This is a genomic window from Nostoc sp., assembly GCF_036917435.1.
Taxonomy (GTDB): domain Bacteria; phylum Cyanobacteriota; class Cyanobacteriia; order Cyanobacteriales; family Nostocaceae; genus Nostoc.
Map to the genome: position 1 here is coordinate 90,540 of NZ_JBALDM010000051.1, position 22,581 is coordinate 113,120.

16 protein-coding genes are annotated in these 22,581 nt (G+C 40.8%); 11 read left to right on the plus strand and 5 right to left on the minus strand.

Going from position 1 to position 22,581, the window contains the following annotated elements:
* The first annotated feature begins 210 nt into the window (after window positions 1-210).
* The 5 genes from V7K98_RS25615 to V7K98_RS25635 all read left to right on the plus strand — a co-directional run bounded on the left by V7K98_RS25615 (window position 211) and on the right by V7K98_RS25635 (window position 4,940).
* Window positions 211-1,344 carry a substrate-binding domain-containing protein gene (locus V7K98_RS25615; RefSeq protein ID WP_335027040.1) on the plus strand — a complete coding sequence of 378 codons (1,134 nt, stop codon included), beginning with the start codon at window positions 211-213 and terminating at the stop codon, window positions 1,342-1,344.
* 809 nt (window positions 1,345-2,153) lie between these two features.
* Complete coding sequence (hpsP, locus tag V7K98_RS25620; protein WP_335027042.1) at window positions 2,154-3,329, plus strand: hormogonium polysaccharide biosynthesis glycosyltransferase HpsP; 1,176 nt, start codon at window positions 2,154-2,156, stop codon at window positions 3,327-3,329.
* Between the two features lie 58 nt (window positions 3,330-3,387).
* Window positions 3,388-3,807, plus strand: a complete 420-nt coding sequence (locus V7K98_RS25625) for a XisH family protein (RefSeq protein WP_335027043.1) — start codon at window positions 3,388-3,390, stop codon at window positions 3,805-3,807.
* Complete coding sequence (locus tag V7K98_RS25630; RefSeq protein ID WP_335027045.1) at window positions 3,795-4,142, plus strand: XisI protein; 348 nt, start codon at window positions 3,795-3,797, stop codon at window positions 4,140-4,142. Before V7K98_RS25625 ends, V7K98_RS25630 begins: the two co-directional genes overlap by 13 nt.
* A 159-nt stretch (window positions 4,143-4,301) precedes the next feature.
* Window positions 4,302-4,940, plus strand: a complete 639-nt coding sequence (locus tag V7K98_RS25635) for a peroxiredoxin (RefSeq protein WP_335027047.1) — start codon at window positions 4,302-4,304, stop codon at window positions 4,938-4,940.
* Window positions 4,941-5,107: 167 nt separating this feature from the next.
* Here the strand turns inward: V7K98_RS25635 and V7K98_RS25640 are convergent, their stop codons facing one another.
* The 3 genes from V7K98_RS25640 to V7K98_RS25650 all read right to left on the minus strand — a co-directional run bounded on the left by V7K98_RS25640 (window position 5,108) and on the right by V7K98_RS25650 (window position 8,829).
* Window positions 5,108-6,283 (minus strand): DUF1822 family protein, encoded by a 1,176-nt coding sequence (locus V7K98_RS25640; protein WP_335027049.1) that lies wholly within the window; start codon window positions 6,281-6,283, stop codon window positions 5,108-5,110.
* Between the two features lie 109 nt (window positions 6,284-6,392).
* The gene (locus tag V7K98_RS25645; protein WP_335027051.1) at window positions 6,393-7,559 is read right to left on the minus strand and encodes a sigma-70 family RNA polymerase sigma factor; all 1,167 of its coding nucleotides are present in this window, start codon (window positions 7,557-7,559) and stop codon (window positions 6,393-6,395) included.
* 43 nt (window positions 7,560-7,602) lie between these two features.
* The gene (locus tag V7K98_RS25650; RefSeq protein WP_335027053.1) at window positions 7,603-8,829 is read right to left on the minus strand and encodes an RNA-guided endonuclease InsQ/TnpB family protein; all 1,227 of its coding nucleotides are present in this window, start codon (window positions 8,827-8,829) and stop codon (window positions 7,603-7,605) included.
* Between the two features lie 664 nt (window positions 8,830-9,493).
* Here V7K98_RS25650 and V7K98_RS25655 point away from each other — a divergent pair.
* The 3 genes from V7K98_RS25655 to V7K98_RS25665 all read left to right on the plus strand — a co-directional run bounded on the left by V7K98_RS25655 (window position 9,494) and on the right by V7K98_RS25665 (window position 16,756).
* On the plus strand, window positions 9,494-9,874 hold the full coding sequence (locus tag V7K98_RS25655) for a hypothetical protein (RefSeq protein ID WP_335027055.1): 381 nt from the start codon (window positions 9,494-9,496) through the stop codon (window positions 9,872-9,874).
* A gap of 108 nt (window positions 9,875-9,982) precedes the next feature.
* Complete coding sequence (locus V7K98_RS25660) at window positions 9,983-11,347, plus strand: radical SAM/SPASM domain-containing protein (RefSeq protein ID WP_335027057.1); 1,365 nt, start codon at window positions 9,983-9,985, stop codon at window positions 11,345-11,347.
* A gap of 171 nt (window positions 11,348-11,518) precedes the next feature.
* Window positions 11,519-16,756 carry an nSTAND1 domain-containing NTPase gene (locus V7K98_RS25665; protein ID WP_335027059.1) on the plus strand — a complete coding sequence of 1,746 codons (5,238 nt, stop codon included), beginning with the start codon at window positions 11,519-11,521 and terminating at the stop codon, window positions 16,754-16,756.
* Here the strand turns inward: V7K98_RS25665 and V7K98_RS25670 are convergent.
* Window positions 16,710-17,045, minus strand: a complete 336-nt coding sequence (locus V7K98_RS25670; protein ID WP_335027061.1) for a hypothetical protein — start codon at window positions 17,043-17,045, stop codon at window positions 16,710-16,712. The genes V7K98_RS25665 and V7K98_RS25670 overlap by 47 nt on opposite strands.
* A gap of 219 nt (window positions 17,046-17,264) precedes the next feature.
* On the opposite strand from V7K98_RS25670, the gene V7K98_RS25675 reads away from it, so the two are divergent.
* On the plus strand, window positions 17,265-17,675 hold the full coding sequence (locus V7K98_RS25675; RefSeq protein ID WP_335027063.1) for a hypothetical protein: 411 nt from the start codon (window positions 17,265-17,267) through the stop codon (window positions 17,673-17,675).
* Window positions 17,676-18,054: 379 nt separating this feature from the next.
* On the opposite strand, the gene V7K98_RS25680 is transcribed toward V7K98_RS25675, so the two are convergent.
* Complete coding sequence (locus V7K98_RS25680) at window positions 18,055-20,184, minus strand: sensor histidine kinase (RefSeq protein WP_335027065.1); 2,130 nt, start codon at window positions 20,182-20,184, stop codon at window positions 18,055-18,057.
* A gap of 294 nt (window positions 20,185-20,478) precedes the next feature.
* On the opposite strand from V7K98_RS25680, the gene V7K98_RS25685 reads away from it, so the two are divergent.
* Together V7K98_RS25685 and V7K98_RS25690 are read left to right on the plus strand one after the other, a co-directional pair.
* Complete coding sequence (locus tag V7K98_RS25685; RefSeq protein WP_335027067.1) at window positions 20,479-21,231, plus strand: RibD family protein; 753 nt, start codon at window positions 20,479-20,481, stop codon at window positions 21,229-21,231.
* A gap of 133 nt (window positions 21,232-21,364) precedes the next feature.
* Window positions 21,365-22,546, plus strand: coding sequence for a GNAT family N-acetyltransferase (locus tag V7K98_RS25690; RefSeq protein WP_335027069.1), 1,182 nt, complete (start codon window positions 21,365-21,367; stop codon window positions 22,544-22,546).
* The last annotated feature ends 35 nt before the right edge of the window (window positions 22,547-22,581 follow it).

Consider the following 22,581-nt stretch of genomic DNA (forward strand, 5'->3'; position numbering starts at 1 on the left):
CAACTAAAAAGCAACTACCCGCAAAAATAATTTGCGCTTAGCAAGCAAATTGGCAATTGAATGTGATAGTCTTTTTATATGGGGAATCAAGACAGCGAAAGCAGACTCATGTCGTCAAAGAGAAATAATATAAACTCAAAGACCACACTTTCGCCTTGGCAGATATAAGTTAAATCCGCTACGGCTTTTTGAAACTAAGAGATAAAGCCAATGAAGCAGGATAGTGATCTCCGTAATAACTTGAAGTCCATTAGAACTCGCTTAGGCATGAGCCAACAAGATTTGGCTAACATCGCTAGTGTAACTCGTCAAACTATTAGCGGTGTAGAGTCAGGACTATATGCTCCCTCAGTTGCCATAACACTTCGTTTGGCGAAGGCACTTGGCTGTCAAGTTGAGGATCTATTCTGGTTAGAGCGGGATTTACCTGAAATTGAAGCCGTTCTTGCGAAACCTGTTCCTAATGGTCAGCAACTACGAGTTAGCATGGCTCGTGTAGGCGGGCAATGGATAGCTTATCCCTTGATTGGTAAGGATGCTTTTCGCCAAGATATGATTCCAGCTGATGGTGAAGGCATTAGCCAAACAGGTACAAATAAGGTTCGAGTCAGGCTTTTAGACGATAATCTCGACACACTTCACAACACCGTTGTGATTGCTGGTTGTGCCCCTGTGATTTCACTATGGGCGAGAGCCACCGAACGCTGGCATCCTCAATTGCGAGTTCAATATAACTTCGCCAATAGCATGGCTGCATTGCACAGTCTATGCAGAGGTGAGGCGCATATAGCTGGGATGCATCTGTACGATCCTGAAACTGGTGAGTATAATACTCCCTTTGTTCGAGATGTTTTGGCTGGCAGAGAAGCAGTTCTGATTACCCTTGGTGTCTGGGAAGAAGGACTTTTGTTGAAGTCTGGCAACCCGATGGGAATTAGAACAGTTAGTGACTTAGTTGCAGGGGGCGGGACTATTGTCAACCGCGAAATAGGTTCTGGTAGTCGGATGCTTTTGGAACAAACACTCCAAAAAGAGCAGATACCATTCGATGCTGTGCAAGGCTTTGACAATATACTCAAAAGTCACCAAGATGTTGCCCAAGCTGTAGTAGTAGGAATTGCTGATGCTGGTATAAGCACAGCATCTGTAGCTACCGCTTTCGGGCTGGGATTTATCCCTTTACATCAATCACGATATGATTTGGTGATTCTCAAAGAATATCTCGAAGAAGCACCTGTACAGCAGTTGCTCAGTACTTTGGGACATCGGATGGTTCACTCACAATTTGAAATTCTCGGCGGTTACGATATCAGCAAGATTGGGGAAGTTGTAGCGACTGTTTAGAGTGGATTGCAATGGTTGGTTGTGTGATTAAAGGAAACTCTCCGTAAATTTAAATTCCTGCTGCAACCACTATTAAGGTGTGAGCAACCTTTGATAGTTCGTAATTAGGATTTCCAGTTTGGAATCTAAGTACCTCAACATAATTAATTACATATTAGTTATCGAACAGAATTCAGGAGTCAGGAGTCAGAAAACAGACATGAATTCTGTACGACTGGTGGATGAATAATTGGGTTTAAAACCCCTACTGAACTACCGTTCAGTAGCTCAAAATCCTGCGCCGGTCTCTCTTACAAAGTTGCTCCTCTTGGGGAGACCCCAAGACCGCACTTTGCGCTGAATCCCCGACTGATTTATTCTGACTCCTGAATTCTGACTTCTGAATTCTTCTTCAATTACCAATCCTTTGCCAATCAAGGATTTCAGACCAGATTTTTGTGTAATTAATTTCGTCTGATTACTTAGTGCTTTGGAGAAAATTAACCCAACAAAACCGGATCAGGCGATCGCCGCAGCCATCAGGTTACTTGTCCAGAGAGTTCCGACTTTTTGGAAGGATATAATAGACCTATTGCAAAATTATTTTATGGTAAAGTATACAATTTTGCCGCTTGAGTTAATTGTGCAATGCTGTACCAGCAAACAAAAAAGTTATTACGCTTAGGTTAAGGTTAGCAGTCTTTCTAGAAGTCATTTTTTTAACGTAGACGCGGAGCGGCTAGCACAGAGGTGCAGACAACACAGAGAGAAGAAAGAGAAGGAAAATTTTTTTAACTTAACCCTGTTAATAAATAATAAATGACAAGAAAATGAAGATATTACAAATTGTCCCCTCTATTTCTCTAATTTACGGTGGCCCCAGTCAAATGGTACTAGGGTTAGCTCCAGCGTTGGTAAAAGAGGGAGCGGAAGTTACGATTCTCACAACTGATAGTAATGGCGATAATGGTCAAACACCTCTGGATGTTCCTTTAAATTGCCCAATCAAACAGGATGGCTATGAAATAATTTACTTTCGTTGTGCGCCGTTTCGTCGCTACAAATTTTCTTTAGATTTATTAAACTGGCTAAAACTTCATGCTCACGAGTTTGACATAGCACATATTCATGCTCTATTCTCCCCAATAATTAGCGCTGCTGCTATTGTGTGTCGTCAGCAAAAGCTACCTTATATTTTCCGTCCTTTGGGTACTCTCGATCCGGCTGATTTACGGAAGAAAAAACAATTAAAACGGCTTTATGTTGCAATTATAGAACGTCAAAATTTAGCTGGTGCAGCAGCAATTCATTTTACCAGCGACCAAGAAGCTAAAATATCAGAACGATTTGGGGTATCTACGCCAGATTTGGTGATTCCATTGGGTGTTATTCCCCCTCAATCTTCTATTAAAAATATATCTAGTCAGTTAGAAATACCAAAGGATGTACCAATGGTGCTGTTTATGTCACGAATTGACCCTAAAAAGGGGTTAAATTTGTTGATTCCGGCGCTAGAGAAGCTGTTAACGGTTGGTTATAAGTTTCATTTTGTCTTAGCTGGGACAAATCCTCAAGATCCAGATTACGAACAAAAGATAATATCCCAAATTCAAAATTCACCACTGCGATCGCACACTACAATTACAGGCTTTGTTACTGGTGAACTCAAAGTTAGTTTACTACAAGCGGCTGATTTATTTGTCTTACCTTCCTACTACGAAAATTTTGGGATTGCTGTAGCGGAAGCAATGGTAGCAGGTGTACCCGTAGTAATTTCTGATCAAGTGCATATTTGTCAACAAATACGTGATAGCGAGTCTGGTTGGGTAGGTGCAACAGATGTGCAAGCTTTGGTAGAGTTACTGCAAGAAGCTTTGCAAAATCCCGCAGAACGCCAACGACGGGGATTAAACGCCCAAAAATATGCCTTGGAAAATTTTAGTTGGGATGCGATCGCAAAGCAAACAATCCAAGCCTACCAGAAAATTCTGGCAAATAAACTGTAAGTATCATGGGAGCAATGTGATAGGTTGAAATAACAAACTGTAAGATAAATTATCTTTTGTGGCTGCTAAAGATCGCTTTCATCAAGTTGTTAAGACATCTCTCAGCAAGGATGGGTGGAATATTACTCACGATCCATTACAAATAAAGGTGGGCGGTATTGATATGGAGATTGATTTAGGGGCAGAACGGTTACTGGCAGCAGAGCGAGGGGATGAAAAAATTGCGGTTGAAGTCAAAAGTTTTCTGGCTAGCGCATCTCCAATTTACCAGTTTCATACAGCACTGGGTCAGTTCATTAACTACCGAGCGGCTTTGCGTCGTGAGGAACCCCATCGCGTCCTCTATCTAGCTGTGCCTGACTTAACCTATAATAGCTTCTTTCAACTTGATTTTCCTGCCGCAATGCTACAAGAAAATACTGTGAAACTGCTGATATACGATATTCAATTGGAGCAGATTGTAAAATGGAAAATCTGACAGATCAATTAATCAACTATCAGCAAACTGTCCAGCAATTATTGATTGGCTATGCTCAAAATAAGCCTGCTTATGGTGATATTGAAGTTGAAATTATTTTTGATACTCAGCGAAATCACTATCAAATTATGCATTTGGGTTGGCAACATAAGCGCTGGATTCATCAATGTGTAATGCATCTTGATATTCGGAATGAAAAAATTTGGATTTTTTACAATTCAACTGAACATGATATCGCGGCTGATCTAGTCAGGCTGGGTGTACCCAAACAAGATATTGTGCTGGGGTTCCATCCTCCTTTTATGCGTGAAATGAGTGATTATGGTGTGGGATGAGAAAGTTAGAGAACGTTTCTCATCACTCGTCCCTTATCTGAGAGTGCTGACAACCTAAAATTTTGTTTCAAACCGCTAAAGTCCGATTGGGAAATGGGGGTTTTATGTCATGATGGCATACTAGAATATATATGCTTTTCTAACTACAGGGAATCTCACATGGCTCTCCGTCTAGGTGACACAGTACCAAACTTTACGCAAGCCTCAACACACGGCGATATCGATTTTTATCAATGGGCAGGTGACAGCTGGGTTGTGCTGTTCTCTCACCCTGCTGATTTTACACCTGTTTGTACAACAGAACTCGGCACAGTTGCCAAGCTAAAACCAGAATTTGACAAGCGCAATGTCAAAGCGATCGCACTCAGCGTTGATGATGTAGAATCCCATAAAGGCTGGGTGGGAGATATTGAAGAAACTCAAAGCACCACCCTTAACTATCCAATTTTGGCAGATGCGGATCGCAAGGTTGCTGAACTTTACGACATGATCCACCCCAATGCTAATGCATCTGTGACAGTGCGATCGGTTTTTGTAATTGATCCCAATAAAAAACTCCGTCTCTCTTTTACTTATCCTCCCAGCACGGGACGCAACTTTGACGAACTTTTGCGGGTAATTGATTCTCTGCAATTGACTGATAATTACAGCGTGGCGACACCAGCTGACTGGAAAGATGGAGAGGATGTTGTAATTGTCCCTTCACTGAAAGATCCAGAAGTACTCAAAGAAAAATTCCCCAAAGGCTATCGGGAAGTCAAGCCATATCTGCGGCTAACTCCTCAGCCTAACAAGTAAATCTGAAAATGATTTCGGATAAAAAGCAAAGGCGCAAAGATATAATTTTGCGTCTTTGCTTTTTTTGCGTGAGAATATAGCGGTTCTCAGTTGAGTAGGTACTGAACCCCACCCCCAACCCCCTCCCCGCAAGCGATGAGGGGGCTATGATGTACTTTGTATGATTGTTAAAACTTGAGTATTTCCCGATCGTAGTTGTCGGGAAAAGGTTGTATTTCCCAGACTATGCTTTCTCCTACTTCTAACGCAACTTCTACATAGAGTTGTTCTACAGCTGTTGTGGCTACATCTTCGTTATCGGGAAAAGGCTGTAAATCTTCGGTGAGTAATCGGAGTTTAAAACCGCCGGGGATAGCTGCACCAACGGCGGTGTTACGTAATTCAAAACGCCAAATAGTTGCATCTTGCTCTACTTGTGGTATAATATTAAGCTCATAAATTTGACCTGCGATCGCTAACCGCCGAGAAAGAATAGTACTTAGTTGTGTGTCTTCCTCACCCCGCGCCCCAGCCGCACTTAGTTGTAAATCAAAGCTTCCCCAGCCGACAGCCTCAGCAACTTGAGAAATACCGCTTTGCAACCATTGGATAACTGACCACTGTTCTGGTAATCTTAAGCGTTGTTGATATAAGTTTTTTCGCCAACCGCCATGTTGAATTAATCCCCCCCACAGTTGAAAAGGAATTTCTTGCCGGGGTGTAAGTATTTCCGGGTTTCCCAGACGGGCAATTAAATTTTGTGCTTGTTGTGGCGATAAGCTGGGAATCTCTTCAATGACGCTACGGGTGGGTTCTTCTGGACACAATTGACGCGCCACAGCTAAAACGCTGATGTCGTTGATTATATCAGCAGCGTCTAGACAATAAGTGCGATCGCTGGCATCATAACTGCCTTGAGTTTTAAGTTTTTCATGGTTACAATAACCCCAAACCCTGACATAGCCTTCGTCTGGTTCAACTTGCACAGCTAAATAATAATCCCCTGCCCAACTAGGAATATCCACCCATTCTTGCGGTACTCGTAATTCACTCCAATCAATTGCCTCGCTAGGTATCAAGATTAATCTTGTTGCCTCAAGGCTGAGTGCAATTCCATTAACCAGTTCCCAGAAACTGGGTAAAGCAGTAGTAGTTGGCCAAACTTTTGTCTGTGGTGTCCAATCTTCTTGCAACCATAGCAAGATAGCACTCAGGCAAAGTTGATTAATATAAGCTTGATAGCGAGAATTAGCATTAGAAAAAGCTTGACTATCCAAATATGCTTGATTTTGGGTAATTATAGGGATTTCTAAAACTAAATCTGTGGAACTAGCGAAAGTAAATATAGTGGTGTCAAGAGTCATAGGGATTGAGGATTGGGGTTGAGGTTCTCAGTTAGATTAACGAGGCTTTCAGGTGGATGAACGGAGTTTCGAGATGGATGAACGAGGTTCTAACTTACCCAATCCCCAGTCATACACCATAGTAATTTTTCAACCATTCCTCCATTAGTGTGTTTATACTATGGAGTAGGTCTGAGGTGACAGAAATATGCAAACTATCTTTACTCCAGTTAGCTAAAAAGTGTAATAGAGTTTCTTGGGCTTTTTTCAGTCGCCGTGAAACTGTATACTGTTGTATTTGTAATTGTTTGGCAATTTTGTCTTGAGTTAATTCTTGAGCATAATAAAGTTGTAAAATTTCTTGTACTTGCGGTTCAAGTTGAGCGATCGCAGCCACTAAAACTTTGTTAATCTGAGTTTGTTGGAAGTTTCTTGTTTGTTCCTCTTCTTGGGCAAGAATTTCATTAATTAAAGACTCTTGTTGTGTTCCGGGAATATTATCCAGCCATTCCCAGGAATTATCGTCACCTTTAGGGATATTCAAAGAGTCAACGGCAAAATAACGATAACGGCGTGCGGCTTTAGCAGCAGTTAAGAGCCGCTTTTCTAGGGTTTGGGAGTTGACTTGCTGACTACTTTGTGCATTATAAGCTTTAGCGATCGCCTCCCAAATCTCATTATCTGGTTGAGCAATTTGGCGAGAAGTACCTTTTTTTGTTGGTATATATAGACTTTTGAAGCAGTTCCAAGCAAGGACATAAGAATTAATATCGTCTAGCAATAAACCTGCATTTTGTAAAGACTCTACCAAAAACTTTTTAGTAATTTTTCGTAATAGTCCCCAATCTGTACAAATATCAATTTCACGATTTTGGCGTAAATTTTCCCGAATAGCACTGCTAAAGATTGCACTAGCGTAGTTTTTTAAAATAAAGCCTTGATCTGCATTAAATCCTTTGAGGACTTTATCAACTTGAGCGATCGCAATTTGAAAACAGTCTGATACCTTGTATTGAGTACTCGCAAAACTATTAACTGTTTTTTGGGATGCCCAATAACAGGATTCTTGCAAATAAGCTGTCAGATGCTGTTTAGCCAGTAAATTTGTCTCAGGAATCAGCCAAAATTTATACCAATATAAAGACCAAAAATATTCCGAACTTTCTTGAGGCGTGCGGTTGAGACAACTTTGGATACTGCGACGCAACCTTGATTCCGTCGCCCAACGACTGAAGCGATCGGCTTCAAATTGCATAAAAGTTGAAAAGATTTCAATGATGCTTTGCCGAGGATGCATAAAAAATTGGAACCCAACCTATAGGAAGACTGAAAGCGGTGAACTACCCCACCCTGCCTTCGGCTGAGGGTGGAGCTTCTGCAATCACGGGGGAATGCCTAAACTTAGACTTTCGCCCAAGAGTAGGACTTACCTCCCCTCCTACAGCAGAGACGGCTGAACCTTCCGCCTTTATCATTCTGATACCCTCTGCTCTAATATTTATCGCGGCGTTTCCATCCCTGTCATGATGAATATTGCAATGAGGACAAGTCCACTCACGCACATCCAATGGCAACTCACCTATTTGATAGAAACAATTAGAGCAGAGTTTGGAACTTGGGAACCATCTATCAATCTCAACCAACTTTCCACCAATGCGAGCTAACTTATAGGCTAGAAAGTTAATGAATGTTCCCCAACCCACATCAGATATTGATTTTGCCAACTTGTGATTACGAACCATGCCTAATACATGAAAATTCTCTACTATGACAGCTTGGCTATCGCTGACCAACTTGTAACTAAGTTTATGTAGAAAATCCTGCCGCGAATTACTAACTCGCTCGTACACCTTGGCGACAACTTTTCTATATTTGTTTCTTGAAATACTCCCTTTTACTTTACGAGCTAATTTTTTCTGCTTGCGCTTGAGATTTTTTTCATGCTTGGCAAGGTGTTTAGGATTGTCGTACTTAGAAATATGATTTCCGTCACTCACAACTGCAAAGTGTTTCAGCCCTAAGTCAATACCATAAATTTTACCCTCTGAAATAATTGGATTTTCACCCTCAACTTCAGTCAGTATAGATGCAAGATATTTACCTGATTGCGTTTTACTCACAGTAACAGTTTTTATTGTCCCATCAATCGCTCTGTGTATTTTGGCTTTGACTATCCCGATATTTCCAGGGAGTTTGACATTACCATCTACAATCTTGACGTTTTGAGGATACTGGATAGACTGTTTTCCTATCCTTGATTTGAACTTAGGAAATCCAGCACGTTTTGCAAAAAAGTTTTTGTAGGCGGTGGTTAGATTTAGTGTTGTAGCCTGTAAAACTTGGCTGTAACAATTAGATAACCACACCGTATCTTCAGCTTTTTTGAGTTCAGGTAAAAATGCGTTGAGTGCTGCACGGCTAAGTCCTTTCCCTGTCTCCTTGTAAGTCTCGATTGACTTATTTAGAGCGTAGTTCCACCACCATCTAGCACACCCAAAAGCTTGCACTAATTGAATTTGCTGCTCAACTGATGGATATAAACGGACTTGCACAACCTTGTGTAACACTCAACGTCACCTGCTTAATATCCGTACCCTACCATAAATATGTATTGTGGTAAAGTAATAAAATAATTGGGGATTCGTCATACATCTGGAATTTGTTTTTGCTCTTGCATTAAATCAATTCCAGATGCAATCCTCATCCCCCGCTCACAATCCCCACCTTATGAGTACATTGAAAGTGGGGACTTCCGCGACACGTTAAATAACGTCTACACAAACTTTACTACAAGGGGCGAAGATTATATTTCGACTTCAAAAAAATATTGAGCATTTTGTGCATTTCCTTTTCTCTGAAGACTTACGCAAAAAATAGTCGAAACCTTGAGTTTCCGGTAGGGGCAATTCATGAATTGCCCCTACCGCGTGTCGTTTTGCGTAAGTCCTATCTCTGTATCTTTGAGGCTTGTTCTCTCTCAAGAATGTTTAAGTCTCGTTAACCGAAAAGTCAAGTATTAAACCTCACTTCTGTGAGGTTTTTCTGTTTACACTCAAATTGAATTTGTCTTGGAAAATAATTTTGATAAAATCCTCAAAAATTTCCCCCAAGGCTGCATAAAAAAATCAAAGCAAACCTATTGAGTAAGTGAAAGGTGAAACTTGAAAAATCTAATCTGAGTTTTTCAATAGATATCACACTATCGCAATTTACTTAATAAGGATAATTTCCATGTCTACTAAAAAAGCTAACCAAGTTAAATTCATTCTCGGTATTCTTGCTATGACTAGCGTTGCAGCTTTAAATTCAGCTGTTAATGCTCAAACTCTAAAGCCAGATGCTACTGTTGATGCTTTCTTGAACCGTGCCAATTTGAGTACTAAGTCTACCAAAATTCAAAACACCACAATTGAAAAAGTGTCTCCTACTGTAGAACGAATTAATAACTCTTCAATACTTCAAAGACAACTAGATGATGTTAATGGTAGCTGTCCTAAGAATGGTGCCTGTGGTGTTAAGAAACCTTCTGAACGAGGACGTGAATTGATTACTGACCCTATCAACCGTAGTGGGTCTTTACTCAACCAATCTCTACCTCAGATCCGCAAATAAAAGCTGGATTCATTAAGGTATATCAATGCTAGCTCAGGAATAGTATGTCTACTTATTAAAGTTTAACTACTATTCCTTCCCTATACATTTTGGAAGAAAATTATGAGTATGAAACTTTCCCATTATCATGTTGCAACATCGCCAATTTTTGATGAATCTGAACAACGGACAAAAAGAGTTATTTTTGCAACACGTACTGCAAGTATACGCATTATTGACGATAGTAGCTGGAACCTTATAGAAGCTGGAGAATTTGAGCAATTTTCCCAAGATATCTTATTTGATTTTGTTGATATTGAACTGATAGTTCCTAGCGATGAGGATGAACTCAAAACAATTTTGGATCGCAATAATGCTGCCAAATTAGATGATGATGTTCTCTCTTTAGTTGTTCAACCTACCGCATTTTGTCAGCTAGGATGCCATTATTGTGGTCAAGAGCATACTAGCAAAATGATGAGTCAAGAAGATCAAGAAAGATTCCTAGAACGTACCCGTGTCAAGTTAGCAACTCAAAAGTTTCATAGTCTTTCTATTAGCTGGTTTGGTGCAGAACCACTAGTAGGATTGTCTGTGATTAGAACACTTACCCCTCAATTAAAATCTTTGGCTGAAAGTTTTGGTTGTAGTTACGATGCCCGAATTGTCACAAATGGTTTAGCACTGACAGAGAAGGTGGCAACTGAACTAATTAAGGAATTCAGCGTAACTTTTATCGAGGTTACTTTGGATGGCGTAGCAGAATTTCACAATGCTCGGCGAATGCAGAAAAATGGCTTACCAACTTTCGATACTATCTTCGCTAATGTTAATGCTTTAGCACATCGAGATGACCTTGATGTACAGTTGAATATCCGTTGTAATGTTGACCATGAAAATTATGAATCTGTTTCTTTGCTACTGCAAAAGTTAGCTGATGAAGGGTTACAAAATAAGATTCGTTTCTATGTAGCACCGATTCATTCTTGGGGAAATGATGCTCATACTCGTTCACTCACTAAAGAGGAGTTTGCTGAGTGGGAAATTAATTGGTTCGGTGAAATGATTAATCTTGGTTTCCCGATTGGATTTATCCCAGAGATCAAACCTATTGTTTGTATGGCTGTAACACCGAATGCTGAATTGGTGGATGCTTATGGGAATATTTTCAATTGTACTGAGGTGTCTTACGTACCTACTTATGGTACACCTAATGAATATGCCATTGACCACCTATCTGGCGAACAGATGCCTGGTAAACGCGATCGCTTAGGCGATTTTAATGACCGAGTTCGTCAAGGCGAATACCCCTGTTCTACCTGCCAGATGCTTCCAGTTTGTGGCGGTGCTTGTCCTAAAAGTTGGCTGGAAGGAATAGCACCTTGTCCTAGTGCAAAACATAATATTGAGCAGCGTTTACTTCTAACTTATGCTTTATCGCGTATTGAGGAAGATGAATCGAGTTTACAGGAGGTTAGTTTAATTAATGCTTAATATTTCTAGTCAACTCTTACAGTAAATAATGCTAAAACAGCATAAAAATCAGTTCAAATATGGTAATCATAAATGAGTTGTGAAAAATATTTTTTAATCTAACCACAGAGGCACAGAGAACACAGAGAGACAAGAAAGAGAGATTTATATAAATGATTTAGGACTGCTATAATGTCACCTATTGGGATTACTAATCGCTCAACTTCAGTCAAACAAACTGCAATTCCTAAATTGTGGCTAATCTTGGTGGGAGTCAATCAGTATCAAGATGACGGATTACCGAGCCTTAGTTATTCAACAGTAGATTGTCAAGGTTTAGCAGAAGCATTGGTAGATGCAGCCGCACAATTTAGTCAAACAGAGGTCAAAATTTATCATGATTTTGCACCGCAACCACCATCTTTAGAAAACATTCGTGCTAGTCTTCAGCAAATTACTACTGCGGCTCAATCTATTGATACTGTTTTATTTTATTTTTCTGGACATGGGATTGTAGAACCAAGTACGCAACAAGCATTTTTGTGTTTGGCAGATACTCAAAAATCCGATCTCCAAAATACTGCTTTAGCTTTACAAGAACTTTTACAATTGTTGGGTAATAGTAAGGCGCAAAATCAGCTTGTTTGGTTAGATGCTTGTCATAGTGGTGGAATGACACTCAGAGGTACAACAAAAGAAACATTGCTGAATGCTACACCAAAAATGGTTGAGGTATTACAACAGTGTGCTACGAAAAGTAAAGGTTTCTATGCTTTGCTTTCTTGTGATACTAACCAGCAATCTTGGGAGTTTCCCGAATTGGGACACGGGGTATTTACTTATTATTTAATGAAAGGGTTGCAAGGTGAGGCAGCAGATAGCCAAGGTCTAATTTATATAGATAATTTGTATCGCTATGTATATCATCAAACTCTGCAATATATAGACAAAAGCAATCAACAATTGCGACTGATGAATCAGCAGAAAAAAAACAAAGGAGAAACTCAAATTTTTCGAGAATATCCTTTGCAAACTCCTAAGCGAATTGTTGAGGGAGTTGGAGAACTAATTATTGGCAAAGGATTAACCAAGGCAACTCTTGGGGTACGTCGAATAGGAATAGTAGTAGAAGGATTATCAGTTAGTAAAACAACATTAGATATTAGCAAATTTCTCGGAAGTGCTGGGGGTTTTGCAGTGGAGTATTTGCCAGCAACAAAAGTCTCTGCCGAGCAGATTAAAGAAGCGATCGCTCGTCAGTTACAACAACCAGCCTCAGAAGTGATTCTACTTTATCTGCGGGGACGAATTGAAGAAACCGAAACAGGTGAATGGTTATTGCTGGGAGAAAATATTAGGATCAAACGTTCCTGGTTGAAACAACAGCTACGCCAATGCAACGCTCAACAAATTATCATCCTCGATTGTCCTCTAGCTAATACATCTTTGCAAAATTGGGTAGAAGATTTGCAAATTGATTCCCACCAAGGACAATGTTTAATCGCCTACACCTCCCCTGCTGAAGCACCAGAACGCTTTGCCCAAAAATTTCTCGATACTTTGATGGCAGCTTCTCAAGCAGATGGACTCTCAGCCGCCGGAGCGATCGCTCAACTACAATTATTCTTGGCAGGTAGCGGTGTTCCTCTTTACATCTGGCTATCAGGCAAACAAGGCATTATAGAAATTCTCCGCGCAAAAACTTACAAAGATACACAAGAATCAACCACAGGATTGGATTTGAGAGTATGCCCTTACATGGGGCTAAGTGCTTTTTCTGAAGAAGATAGTCAATATTTTTACGGTAGAGAAGCTTTAACTCAGCAATTAATTCACCAACTACGCGATCGCTCTTTTCTAGCCGTCATCGGTGCTTCAGGAAGCGGCAAATCTTCAATTGTGCAAGCTGGTGTCATCCCTCAACTGCGATCGGGTAAACAAATACCCAGTAGCGAACAATGGTGGATTAAAAGCATTCGTCCCGGAGCAAATCCGTTAGAAGCTTTAGCGCGGCGACTTGGGGGAGTAGGAGGGGAGCAGGGGGACAAGGAGAATAACAACTATACTCAATTCCCAATTCCCAATTCCCAATTCCCAATTCCCAATTCCCAATTCCCAATTCCCAGTCACCAATCCCCCCATCTCTTGTTAGAGGGAATATTTCACCAAGGGGTAGAGGGATTTGTTTACTGGATACGCAACCAACCCCATCGAGTTGTGGTGCTAGTGGTAGATCAGTTTGAGGAACTCTTTACCCTCGCTCCAACCGCAGACAGAGAGCTATTTTTAGAATTATTGCTGGGAGCGGTGCAATATGCTGGCGATCGCTTCAAATTAATTATTACTTTACGCGCAGACTTTATTTCTTCCTGTTTAGAAGTACCAGCACTAGCTAAAGCTTTGCAGGATTTCAGCGTGTTAGTTCCACCGAAGCTCAGTTTGGATGATTATCGGCGGGTGATTCTAAAGCCGGCTCAACAAGTCGGGTTAAAAGTAGAACCAGAATTGGTGGAAGTATTGTTGCGGGAGCTAAATCACTCACCGGGAGATTTGCCGTTACTGGAATTTGTTTTAGAGCAATTATGGCAACATCGAGTTGCTGGTGAGTTGACTTTACAGGTTTATCAAGAGCAATTAGGTGGAATTAAAGGAGCATTAGAGCGATCGTCTCAAGCTGTTTACGAAAGTTTAGATCCTCAAATGCGCGAGTGTGCTAAATGGATTTTTTTATCTTTAACGCAACTAGGCGAGGGTACAGAAGATACTCGCAGACGGATACATAAATCAGAGTTGATAGTTAAAAAATATCCAGCCGCATTGGTAGAAAAAACCCTCAACGCTTTAACCTCTGCCAAGCTAGTAGTGATGAATTTAGAAGAAGAAGAAGTCACAGAAGGACAAGGTAGAGAAGGCGAACCAGAAAACATTTCTCCCCCTGCTCCCCTGCTAAATATCTCCCCTTCTCCCATAACAGTAGAAGTTGCCCATGAAATCCTCATCCGTCATTGGTCAACTTTACGTTGGTGGTTAGAAGAAAACCGCGATCGCTTGCGAAAACAAAGGCAAATTGAGCAAGCTTCCCAATTGTGGCTACAACGTACTCAACAAGCTGATTTCTTGTTACAAGGAGTCCGACTAGCCGAAGCAGAAGATATCTATATCAAATATACCGACGAACTTTCTGCTGATGTGCAACGGTTTATTGAAGCTTGTTTAGTACAAAGAAAACAACAGCAACTACAAGAGAAAACAAGACTCAAGCAAGCTCAAAGGGCTGTAGTTGCACTCAGTATTTTGGGGTTAGCGGCTGTCTGTTTCGGCTCTTTAGCCTATTGGAAATCTCAAGCAGCCCAATTAAGAGAAATTGAAGCATTAAATGCCTCATCTCAAGCTAATCTCTTATCACATCAGCAGTTAGAAGCACTGATTGCCAGTGTCAAAGCAGGTAAACAGCTAAAAAACACTCTTCTAGCACCAACTGAGGTACAAACTCAAACTCTGGGTGTTTTACAACAAGTAATTTCTGGAACTCAAGAACGCAATCGTTTAGAAGCCCATAGCGCTGAAGTAGTGAGCGTGAGTTTTAGTCCTGACGGCCAAACAATTGTATCGGCTAGTAACGACAAAACAGCCATACTTTGGGGACGTGATGGCACAAAGTTACGAATATTAACAGGGCATACTGCTAAAGTGCGGAGTGTCAGTTTTAGCCCAGATGGTCAAATGATTGCAACTGCTAGTTTTGATCGTACCGTCAAGCTATGGAGAACTAAGGATGGTAGTTTAATTAGAACACTAAACGGTCATACTGCGGAAGTTGTGAGCGTATCTTGGTCTAGCAACGGTGAGATGATCGCCACTGGTAGCGCCGATCGCACTGCTAAAATCTGGAAAGTTAGCGATGGTCATTTGCTGAGAACTTTGAGTGGATATAAGGATTTTGTTAATAGTGTAAGTTTTAGCCCTGATGGGGAAATTTTGGCGATCGCTAGTGCAGATAAAACTGTTAAACTTTGGAGCGTTAGCGATGGAATCTTGCAGCAAACCCTGCAAGGGCATACCGCTGGAGTTTCTAGTGTCGCTTTTAGCCCCGATGGTCAAACTTTAGCTTCAGCCAGTGAAGATAAAACTGTGAGACTATGGCGCAGAGACGGCAGTTTACAGAGAATTATTGCAGCCCACAATGCAGAGGTTCTCAGCGTCAACTTCAGTCATGATGGTCAAACCCTAGCTTCCACTAGCGCTGATAGCACAATCAAGCTTTGGAATTCTCACGACGGTTCTTTAGTTCAAACTTTATTAGGACATAGTATTGCAGTCTACAGCGTCAGTTTTAGCCCAGATGACCAAACCTTAGTTTCGGCTGGCGCTGATAAAACGGTGAGACTTTGGCAGCGAGACAATCTTCTATTCAAAACTCTCACACCACATCAAGGTAAACTCTATAGTGTGAGTTTTAGCCCCGATGGGCAAACTCTAGCCACCGCAGGCCAAGATACTACTATCAAACTTTGGCGGCGTGACGGAAGTTTGCGCCAAACCTTGGAAGGTTATAGTACTTCAATTTATGGACACAGTTCTGATATTTACGCTTTAGCCTTCAGTCCTGACGGCGAGACATTAGCCTCAGCGAGTCAAGACTATTACATTAAACTTTGGCGGACTAGTGACGGCTATATGATTAAAACCCTCCAAGGTCATCGCCGCGAAGTTAATGGTCTTAGTTTTAGCCCTGATAATAAAATTTTGGCAAGCGCTAGTGCTGATACGACCATTAAACTTTGGAATATTCAGACAAAAGCTTTAATTAAAACTCTCCAAGGACATACGGCTGAAGTTTTGAGCGTTCGTTTCAGCCCTGATGGTGAAATTTTGGCCTCAGCTGGTAGAGATAAGAAAGTTTTGCTTTGGAGAGTTAAAGATGGCAAGTTACTGTATACTCTCTCAGAACATACTAATGCTGTGAACGCCATCAGTTTCAGCCCTGATGGTCAAGTACTCGCCTCAGCTAGTGATGATAAAACTATCAAACTTTGGCAAGTTAGCAATGGAGTTTTGCTACAAACTCTTAGGGGACATACTGATGGTGTCTATAGCATCAGCTTTAGTCCTGATGGCAAGATGATAGCCTCAGCTAGCGGTGATGGAAGCATCAAACTTTGGAACCGTGATGGTAGAGAACTCAAAACTCTTCCAGGTCATACTAATGCAGTATTGAGCCTCAGTTTTAGCCCAGATGGTAAATTTTTGGCTTCTGCCAGTTTTGATGGTACAGCTAAACTTTGGCATCTTCTTAGCACAGAACTGCAAACCCAAGATTTAGACAATCTCCTGATTCGCAGTTGTAATTTGCTAAACGATTACCTCAAAACTAACCCTAAGATTAGTAACCAAGAGCGGGATTCGCTATGTTCAGATTTACGGGGCTAGAATTGAGCGTATTTTGTAAACCTATACCCCGGTTGTGGAACGATGTATCTTGATCTCTGCGAGGAGGTTTAGGCCCTGGGCCTTTTACTGGTTTGGTACTACCTGTTTGCCCTGGTGATTCGCTATCGCCTGGGTTCCTGAGTGGATTATTAATTCTGGTTTGTACCAAACCTGGTTGTAAATTACGAACTTTGGGTGTGATAGATTGTATGGGATTTGCCAAAGAGGGTAAGGCAGTGAATAATATTGTTGGTAACGCGATCGCTAAACTTAAAATTTGCTTTTGCATATCAAGTCTTTTTCCTTTTGGATATATACTTTTTAAAGCTGAACTACTAGAGAGTCTATCCCTTTGTAGATACTTAGCTACAAAGGCAAGCAATAGCATTCCAGATTATAGGTTTAAAACCCTTCAGTAACTTAATAGATCCAGTTGAGTTTTTTTATGCAGTTTTATGAGTAGTTCACCATTGCTGTCTGCTGGCCCATAAGAGTGAATATCCACACTATGAAAATCGACCGATTCCAGGAACTTAAGCAAAAATTGACGAATGAATCAGATTTGTCAAATATCTGGTTATTTTTTATGGATCATTTTGCCGATCATCCAGAATTTACTGAACTAGGTCAGGCTGCCTATAATGAATACCTAGATGCTGTCGTCAACAAAACTTGTAAGCATTTGTTTGGTAAAGCAACAAAGATTACTGGTTTTTTTCTGATCTACATTCCAGAGTATCAGTTATTTCATGGACCTTTCCAAGTTGAAGGACGTATTGGGGGTGTGATTTATTTCGAGGATATAAAAATTGGCTTACTTGCAGTGTCAGAGGATTATCCTCTTACTGATATGGTTAAGTATTCACGTTTTTCTGAGATAATTCAACTGTCAGCACCTAATCACAGCGATCGCAATTAAGAGTAGCATTAAATAATTAAGTAGGTGGGCAAGAATAAATCAAACTATGTTACGCAATGTAAAATTAATTAAATTGGCTCGTAGTAAGGGCTTTAGTCCTGAGAATAGGGCTAAAGCCCTTACTACAAACCTTTAATTATCTACGCTCACTTACTTACAGCTTCCTGAAAAAATAAAAAAAGGGGTTCTACAAATTTGAAAAATAATTGCGACAGATGGAATTAAAGAACCCTTTAATAAAAAGAATTCTCAATCCAAAATCTAAAATCCAAAATGGTAAGCTGTCGTGCATTTAATTTGCACAGCTAGGGCGGGCAAGATGCCCACCCCACAAGAGATTTATTTTTTTGAGGATGCAAATTAAAGTATTTTCAGCTTATTACCTTTCAGAACTCCCATTCGCATAAACTTCTGTTTTTGGAAGACTTACCAAGAGAGTTTGCTGCGGCGAAAGACTAATCTCGTAAGTCTCATTCCCAAGTAACACCTGGAATTTCATCGACTTCTCTTTATCTACACCTGCTTTTACAGATTTGTTGCTTTCCAAAGAGGGGCTTTCCCCAGAATGTTGTAGACTAGAATGCTGGCTTGCTTTTGCCCCCTTCTTCTCAGAGGAAAATCCCATATCCCCAACATTTGCATCTTTTTTTGAAACAGGTAACAGCGAGATATCAATCAAAGGTAGGGTAATCTTCAGTGTCGTACCTTGATGAAGTCCCGTACTCTCAAGAGTAATGCTGCCTCCCATAAGTTCGATTAAGTTCCGTGAAATTGCGAGTCCAAGTCCAGTACCTTCAAACTGGCGCGTGGTTGTACCATTCACCATCACAAAAGGGCGAAATAGTTTGTGTTGTTGAGCGGGATCAATACCTATACCTGTATCTTTAACTATTACCACCACTTGAGATTTACCATTACTAGATTGAATTTCTGTAGCAATGGTGATGCTTCCTGTGTCGGTGAACTTAGTAGCATTGCCAATAACATTAATCAGCACTTGCTTCAGTTTTGCCGCGTCTGCCTTAATTGGTATTGGTTGAGGATCTAACTCGCATTTTAATTGCAAGCCTTTTTGTTGAACATTAACTGATTGTAAATTAATCACCTCTAGCAATATTTGTCGGAGATCCAGAGGTGTAATGACTACAGAAAGTTTACCTGCTTCGATTTTAGAAATATCGAGTAAATCATTAATAATATTTAACAAATGAATGGTTGTTTCATCGGCACGTTTGAGGAAGTCCATTTCTTCTTCTCGGTCATCACACAAGCCATCTTCGACCACGCGAATGCAGCTAATAATAGTATGTAATGGATTTCTCAATTCATGGGAAGTAGTAGCCAAAAACTGGCTTTTAATTTGGTTAGCGCTTTTTGCTTCTTTCCATGCTATTTCTAACTCTTCCGCCCCAGCTTTGAGCCGTTCTACCATTTGGTCTAATGCTTGGGCTAGTTGATTGAATTCTCGAATTTGGAAATTGTGCGGAACTGGTTGTGCGGCGTGGTGAGAGTGAATATTGAGAGCGTAGTCTCGCAATTCTTCTACAGGACGTGCCAAGTAAGGAGCTAAATATAGGGATGCAAACAAACTTGCGCCAATCAAACCAACTGTCAAAACGATGAGAATCAGTTTAATTTCTTCTAAACCAAAAAGCGCATTATCGACACTAGTAACAGCTAAGACTATCCATTTTTGCTGCTGTTCTTGGGTGAGCGGATTTGCAATAGCCGTATAGCCAGCGACTAATTCGTTCCCCTCTTTAAAAGACAAATTTATCGAATCGTTTCGTCCGGCAAGGGCATTTTTAATTATGCTCTTAAATTGGGAAGAATTTGGGTGTTGATTGATATTAGTTCCCACCCAGTCTGTGTATGGGTGCGCTAAAATTGTGCCATCTTCAGCAATCACAACCATAGAGCCTGTGAGCGATCCCGGCGGATTTCTAATTTGTTGGTATAGTGCAGACTGAATACTTAAGCTGTAAACTAAATTTTTTCGGCTATCAGAGACTGGTGCAGATACCACTAATCGCAATTGATTTTGTGGGTTTCTTTTTCCAGTCATTCCTGCCTTTGGCGGGAAGATTGCTTTGACATCAATTCCATCACTAGGCAAAGGGTATATCAATTCTCCTATTGCTTGATCCCCACAGCTGCTGGCAATTACTTTCTGGTTTAGGAGATCCGTTAATTGGATGCATTCAATATTGGTTGGAAGTTGTTGCTTTAGCTGCGTGAGAATTTCTTGCTCTTGTATAGGTGAACCAGACGGAATCGCTGTTGTTTTACTTACACTCAGTAAACTAGCTTTTAAGATTGCGATCGCATCGCCAATTCTCTCCCCTTTATTGATGGCACTTTCTGTTAAATTTTGACGCGCAGTTCCCAATATGCCAGAACGTGCCTTATTCAAGGCAATAATCTCGCCTATAAGTAAAACTGGAACGAACACCAGCAATATTTTTGTTACTAAAATTCGACGAAAGGAAGATTGGCGAGAATTAGTCATCGAGTGTCTCACTTTGCATCCGCAAACCACAACAGCAAAGATATGTAATTAGACTGGCTAGATGAGACATTTTATTAAATGATCAGAATTTTATTTTCAATGTTTAAAAATAACAAATTGCTATAATTTAAAAAGAAATCTAGTATACAAAAAATTATATATGCTAAATGCAAAAGTTGTTTGTATTGCATATAAATACAGTGGTAAAATTGTAAAAAAGCAACTTACAGGCATGGATTTTTTTGCGAATCTACACACTAATAAAGAAAATATTCAACCTATGAAATCAATTTAATGTTGCAGCATCGTCCTCATACTACAGTTGTTTTAGCAATGAGTGTAGATGGCAAGATAGCAGATTTTAGGCGATCGCCTGCTCGGTTTGGCTCAAGGGTTGATAAAGCACATCTAGAAAAACAAATTGCTGCCTCTGATGCGGTTTTATTCGGTGCTGGTACTCTCCGGGCCTACGGAACGACACTTACTGTATCAGATCCAACTCTAGTGGAACTTCGGGCAAAAGAAGGTAAGCCTCCGCAGCCAGTTCATATAGTGACTACACACTCTGCAAACCTCAATCCGGAAATTAACTTTTTTAAGCAACCAATTAGACGCTGGCTACTCACGACGAAAGCAGGAACACTTTTATGGAAAAGACGCTTACAGACGCTTCCTTCAACTATAAGAACCGGAACACAAGAGTGTTCTCCAGAATTCTCTCCAGAATTTGAACAGATTCTGGTTTTTGAAACACCAACGCGAGAAATCGACATTTCCGCAGCTTTGAGGCATCTAGCCAATATAGATATAACACGATTGGTAGTCTTAGGTGGAGGTGAATTAGTCGCTTCCCTACTGGGCTTAGATTTAATTGATGAATTATGGCTAACTGTCTGTCCCTTAATTTTAGGTGGTAACACCGCCCCCACACCCGCCGGAGGGAAAGGATTTTTATCTGATTTAGCTCCCAAGTTGCAACTTTTAGAGGTTCATACAGTAGAGCAAGAAGTGTTTTTGCACTATCGCCTGCAACGATCAGCAAATTAGATTACGCTATTTATTGGGAATTGGGCATTGGGCATTGGGAATTGGGCATTGGGTAAATAATCATAAATGGTTCTTCTCCCCCTGCTTCCCCTGCTTCCCCTGCTTCCTATCCCCTGTCCCCTACTCCTCTAATATGGTGGAACAACTTAAGCCTCGCTATTCTGTTGTTTGGACGAACAAAATTGCCGAAGTACCCCAAAATGCCTGGAATGCTTTGGCAATGCCACTCAAAACGCCGTTTTTAGAATGGGAGTGGTTAAACAATATCGAAACCTCCCAGAGTGCTACGGCTAAAGCTGGTTGGTTGCCAAATCACTTGACATTGTGGCGAGATAGAACGCTGATTGGGGCTGCGCCACTTTATCTCAAAGGACATAGTTCTGGTGAATTTGTTTTCGATCACCAATGGGCAGAGTTAGCCGATCGCATCGGAGTTCAATATTATCCAAAATTGCTGGGAATGACACCATTTACTCCAGCTGAAGGTTATCGGTTTTTAATTGCCCCAGGAGAAGATGAGGATGAAATCACAGCGATAATGGTGCATGAAATTGACACTTTTTGCTCCAAAAATAAAATTTCTGGGTGTCATTTTCTCTACGTCGATCCTCAATGGCGGCCGATGCTGGAACGGCATGGTTTTACAACTTGGCTGCATCACAGCTACATCTGGGAAAATTCTGGCTTTAAAACTTTTGATGATTATTTAAAAGTTTTCAACGCTAATCAGCGTCGCAATATTAAGCGGGAACGCAAAGCTGTAGAGAAAGCAGGTTTAAGATTGCAACCTCTGACTGGTGATGAAATTCCCTACTCTTTATTTCCTTTGATGTACCAATTTTATGGTGACACCTGTGATAAGTTTGGCTGGTGGGGTAGCAAGTATCTCACACAGCGATTTTTTGAGCAGCTATACACCGATTATCGCCATCGAGTCTTGTTTGTCGCTGCATATAGCGAGGAAGATAATTCTCATCCTTTAGGAATGTCCTTTTGTTTGTTTAAAGGTGACAAACTCTATGGACGCTATTGGGGGAGTTTTCAAGAAATAGATTGTTTACATTTTGATGCTTGCTATTATGCGCCGATTGAGTGGGCGATCGCTAACAACATCCAAAGTTTTGATCCTGGCGCGGGTGGCCGCCATAAAAAACGGCGCGGTTTCCCCGCTATGCCCAATCACAGTTTGCACCGCTTTTACAACAATCGTCTCGGACAAATTATCCGTCCCTATATTAAAGAAGTGAATCAACTCGAACAGCAGGAGATTGAGGCGATTAATGCAGAGTTGCCATTTATTGAGAAGAATTCTTGAGAAAGCTTTTGCCTACGATCGCCTATTTTTTAGGT

What these genes read in the sequence shown, in the direction of transcription:
- V7K98_RS25630 (WP_335027045.1), top strand. Translation starts at nt 3,795, where the DNA reads ATGGAAAATCTGACAGATCAATTAATCAACTATCAGCAAACTGTCCAG.
- V7K98_RS25615 (WP_335027040.1), top strand. Translation starts at nt 211, where the DNA reads ATGAAGCAGGATAGTGATCTCCGTAATAACTTGAAGTCCATTAGAACT.
- V7K98_RS25685 (WP_335027067.1), top strand. Translation starts at nt 20,479, where the DNA reads ATGTTGCAGCATCGTCCTCATACTACAGTTGTTTTAGCAATGAGTGTA.
- V7K98_RS25640 (WP_335027049.1), bottom strand. Translation starts at nt 6,283, where the DNA reads ATGACTCTTGACACCACTATATTTACTTTCGCTAGTTCCACAGATTTA.
- V7K98_RS25680 (WP_335027065.1), bottom strand. Translation starts at nt 20,184, where the DNA reads ATGACTAATTCTCGCCAATCTTCCTTTCGTCGAATTTTAGTAACAAAA.
- V7K98_RS25675 (WP_335027063.1), top strand. Translation starts at nt 17,265, where the DNA reads ATGAAAATCGACCGATTCCAGGAACTTAAGCAAAAATTGACGAATGAA.
- V7K98_RS25660 (WP_335027057.1), top strand. Translation starts at nt 9,983, where the DNA reads ATGAAACTTTCCCATTATCATGTTGCAACATCGCCAATTTTTGATGAA.
- V7K98_RS25635 (WP_335027047.1), top strand. Translation starts at nt 4,302, where the DNA reads ATGGCTCTCCGTCTAGGTGACACAGTACCAAACTTTACGCAAGCCTCA.
- V7K98_RS25645 (WP_335027051.1), bottom strand. Translation starts at nt 7,559, where the DNA reads ATGCATCCTCGGCAAAGCATCATTGAAATCTTTTCAACTTTTATGCAA.
- V7K98_RS25665 (WP_335027059.1), top strand. Translation starts at nt 11,519, where the DNA reads ATGTCACCTATTGGGATTACTAATCGCTCAACTTCAGTCAAACAAACT.
- V7K98_RS25670 (WP_335027061.1), bottom strand. Translation starts at nt 17,045, where the DNA reads ATGCAAAAGCAAATTTTAAGTTTAGCGATCGCGTTACCAACAATATTA.
- hpsP (WP_335027042.1), top strand. Translation starts at nt 2,154, where the DNA reads ATGAAGATATTACAAATTGTCCCCTCTATTTCTCTAATTTACGGTGGC.
- V7K98_RS25655 (WP_335027055.1), top strand. Translation starts at nt 9,494, where the DNA reads ATGTCTACTAAAAAAGCTAACCAAGTTAAATTCATTCTCGGTATTCTT.
- V7K98_RS25690 (WP_335027069.1), top strand. Translation starts at nt 21,365, where the DNA reads ATGGTGGAACAACTTAAGCCTCGCTATTCTGTTGTTTGGACGAACAAA.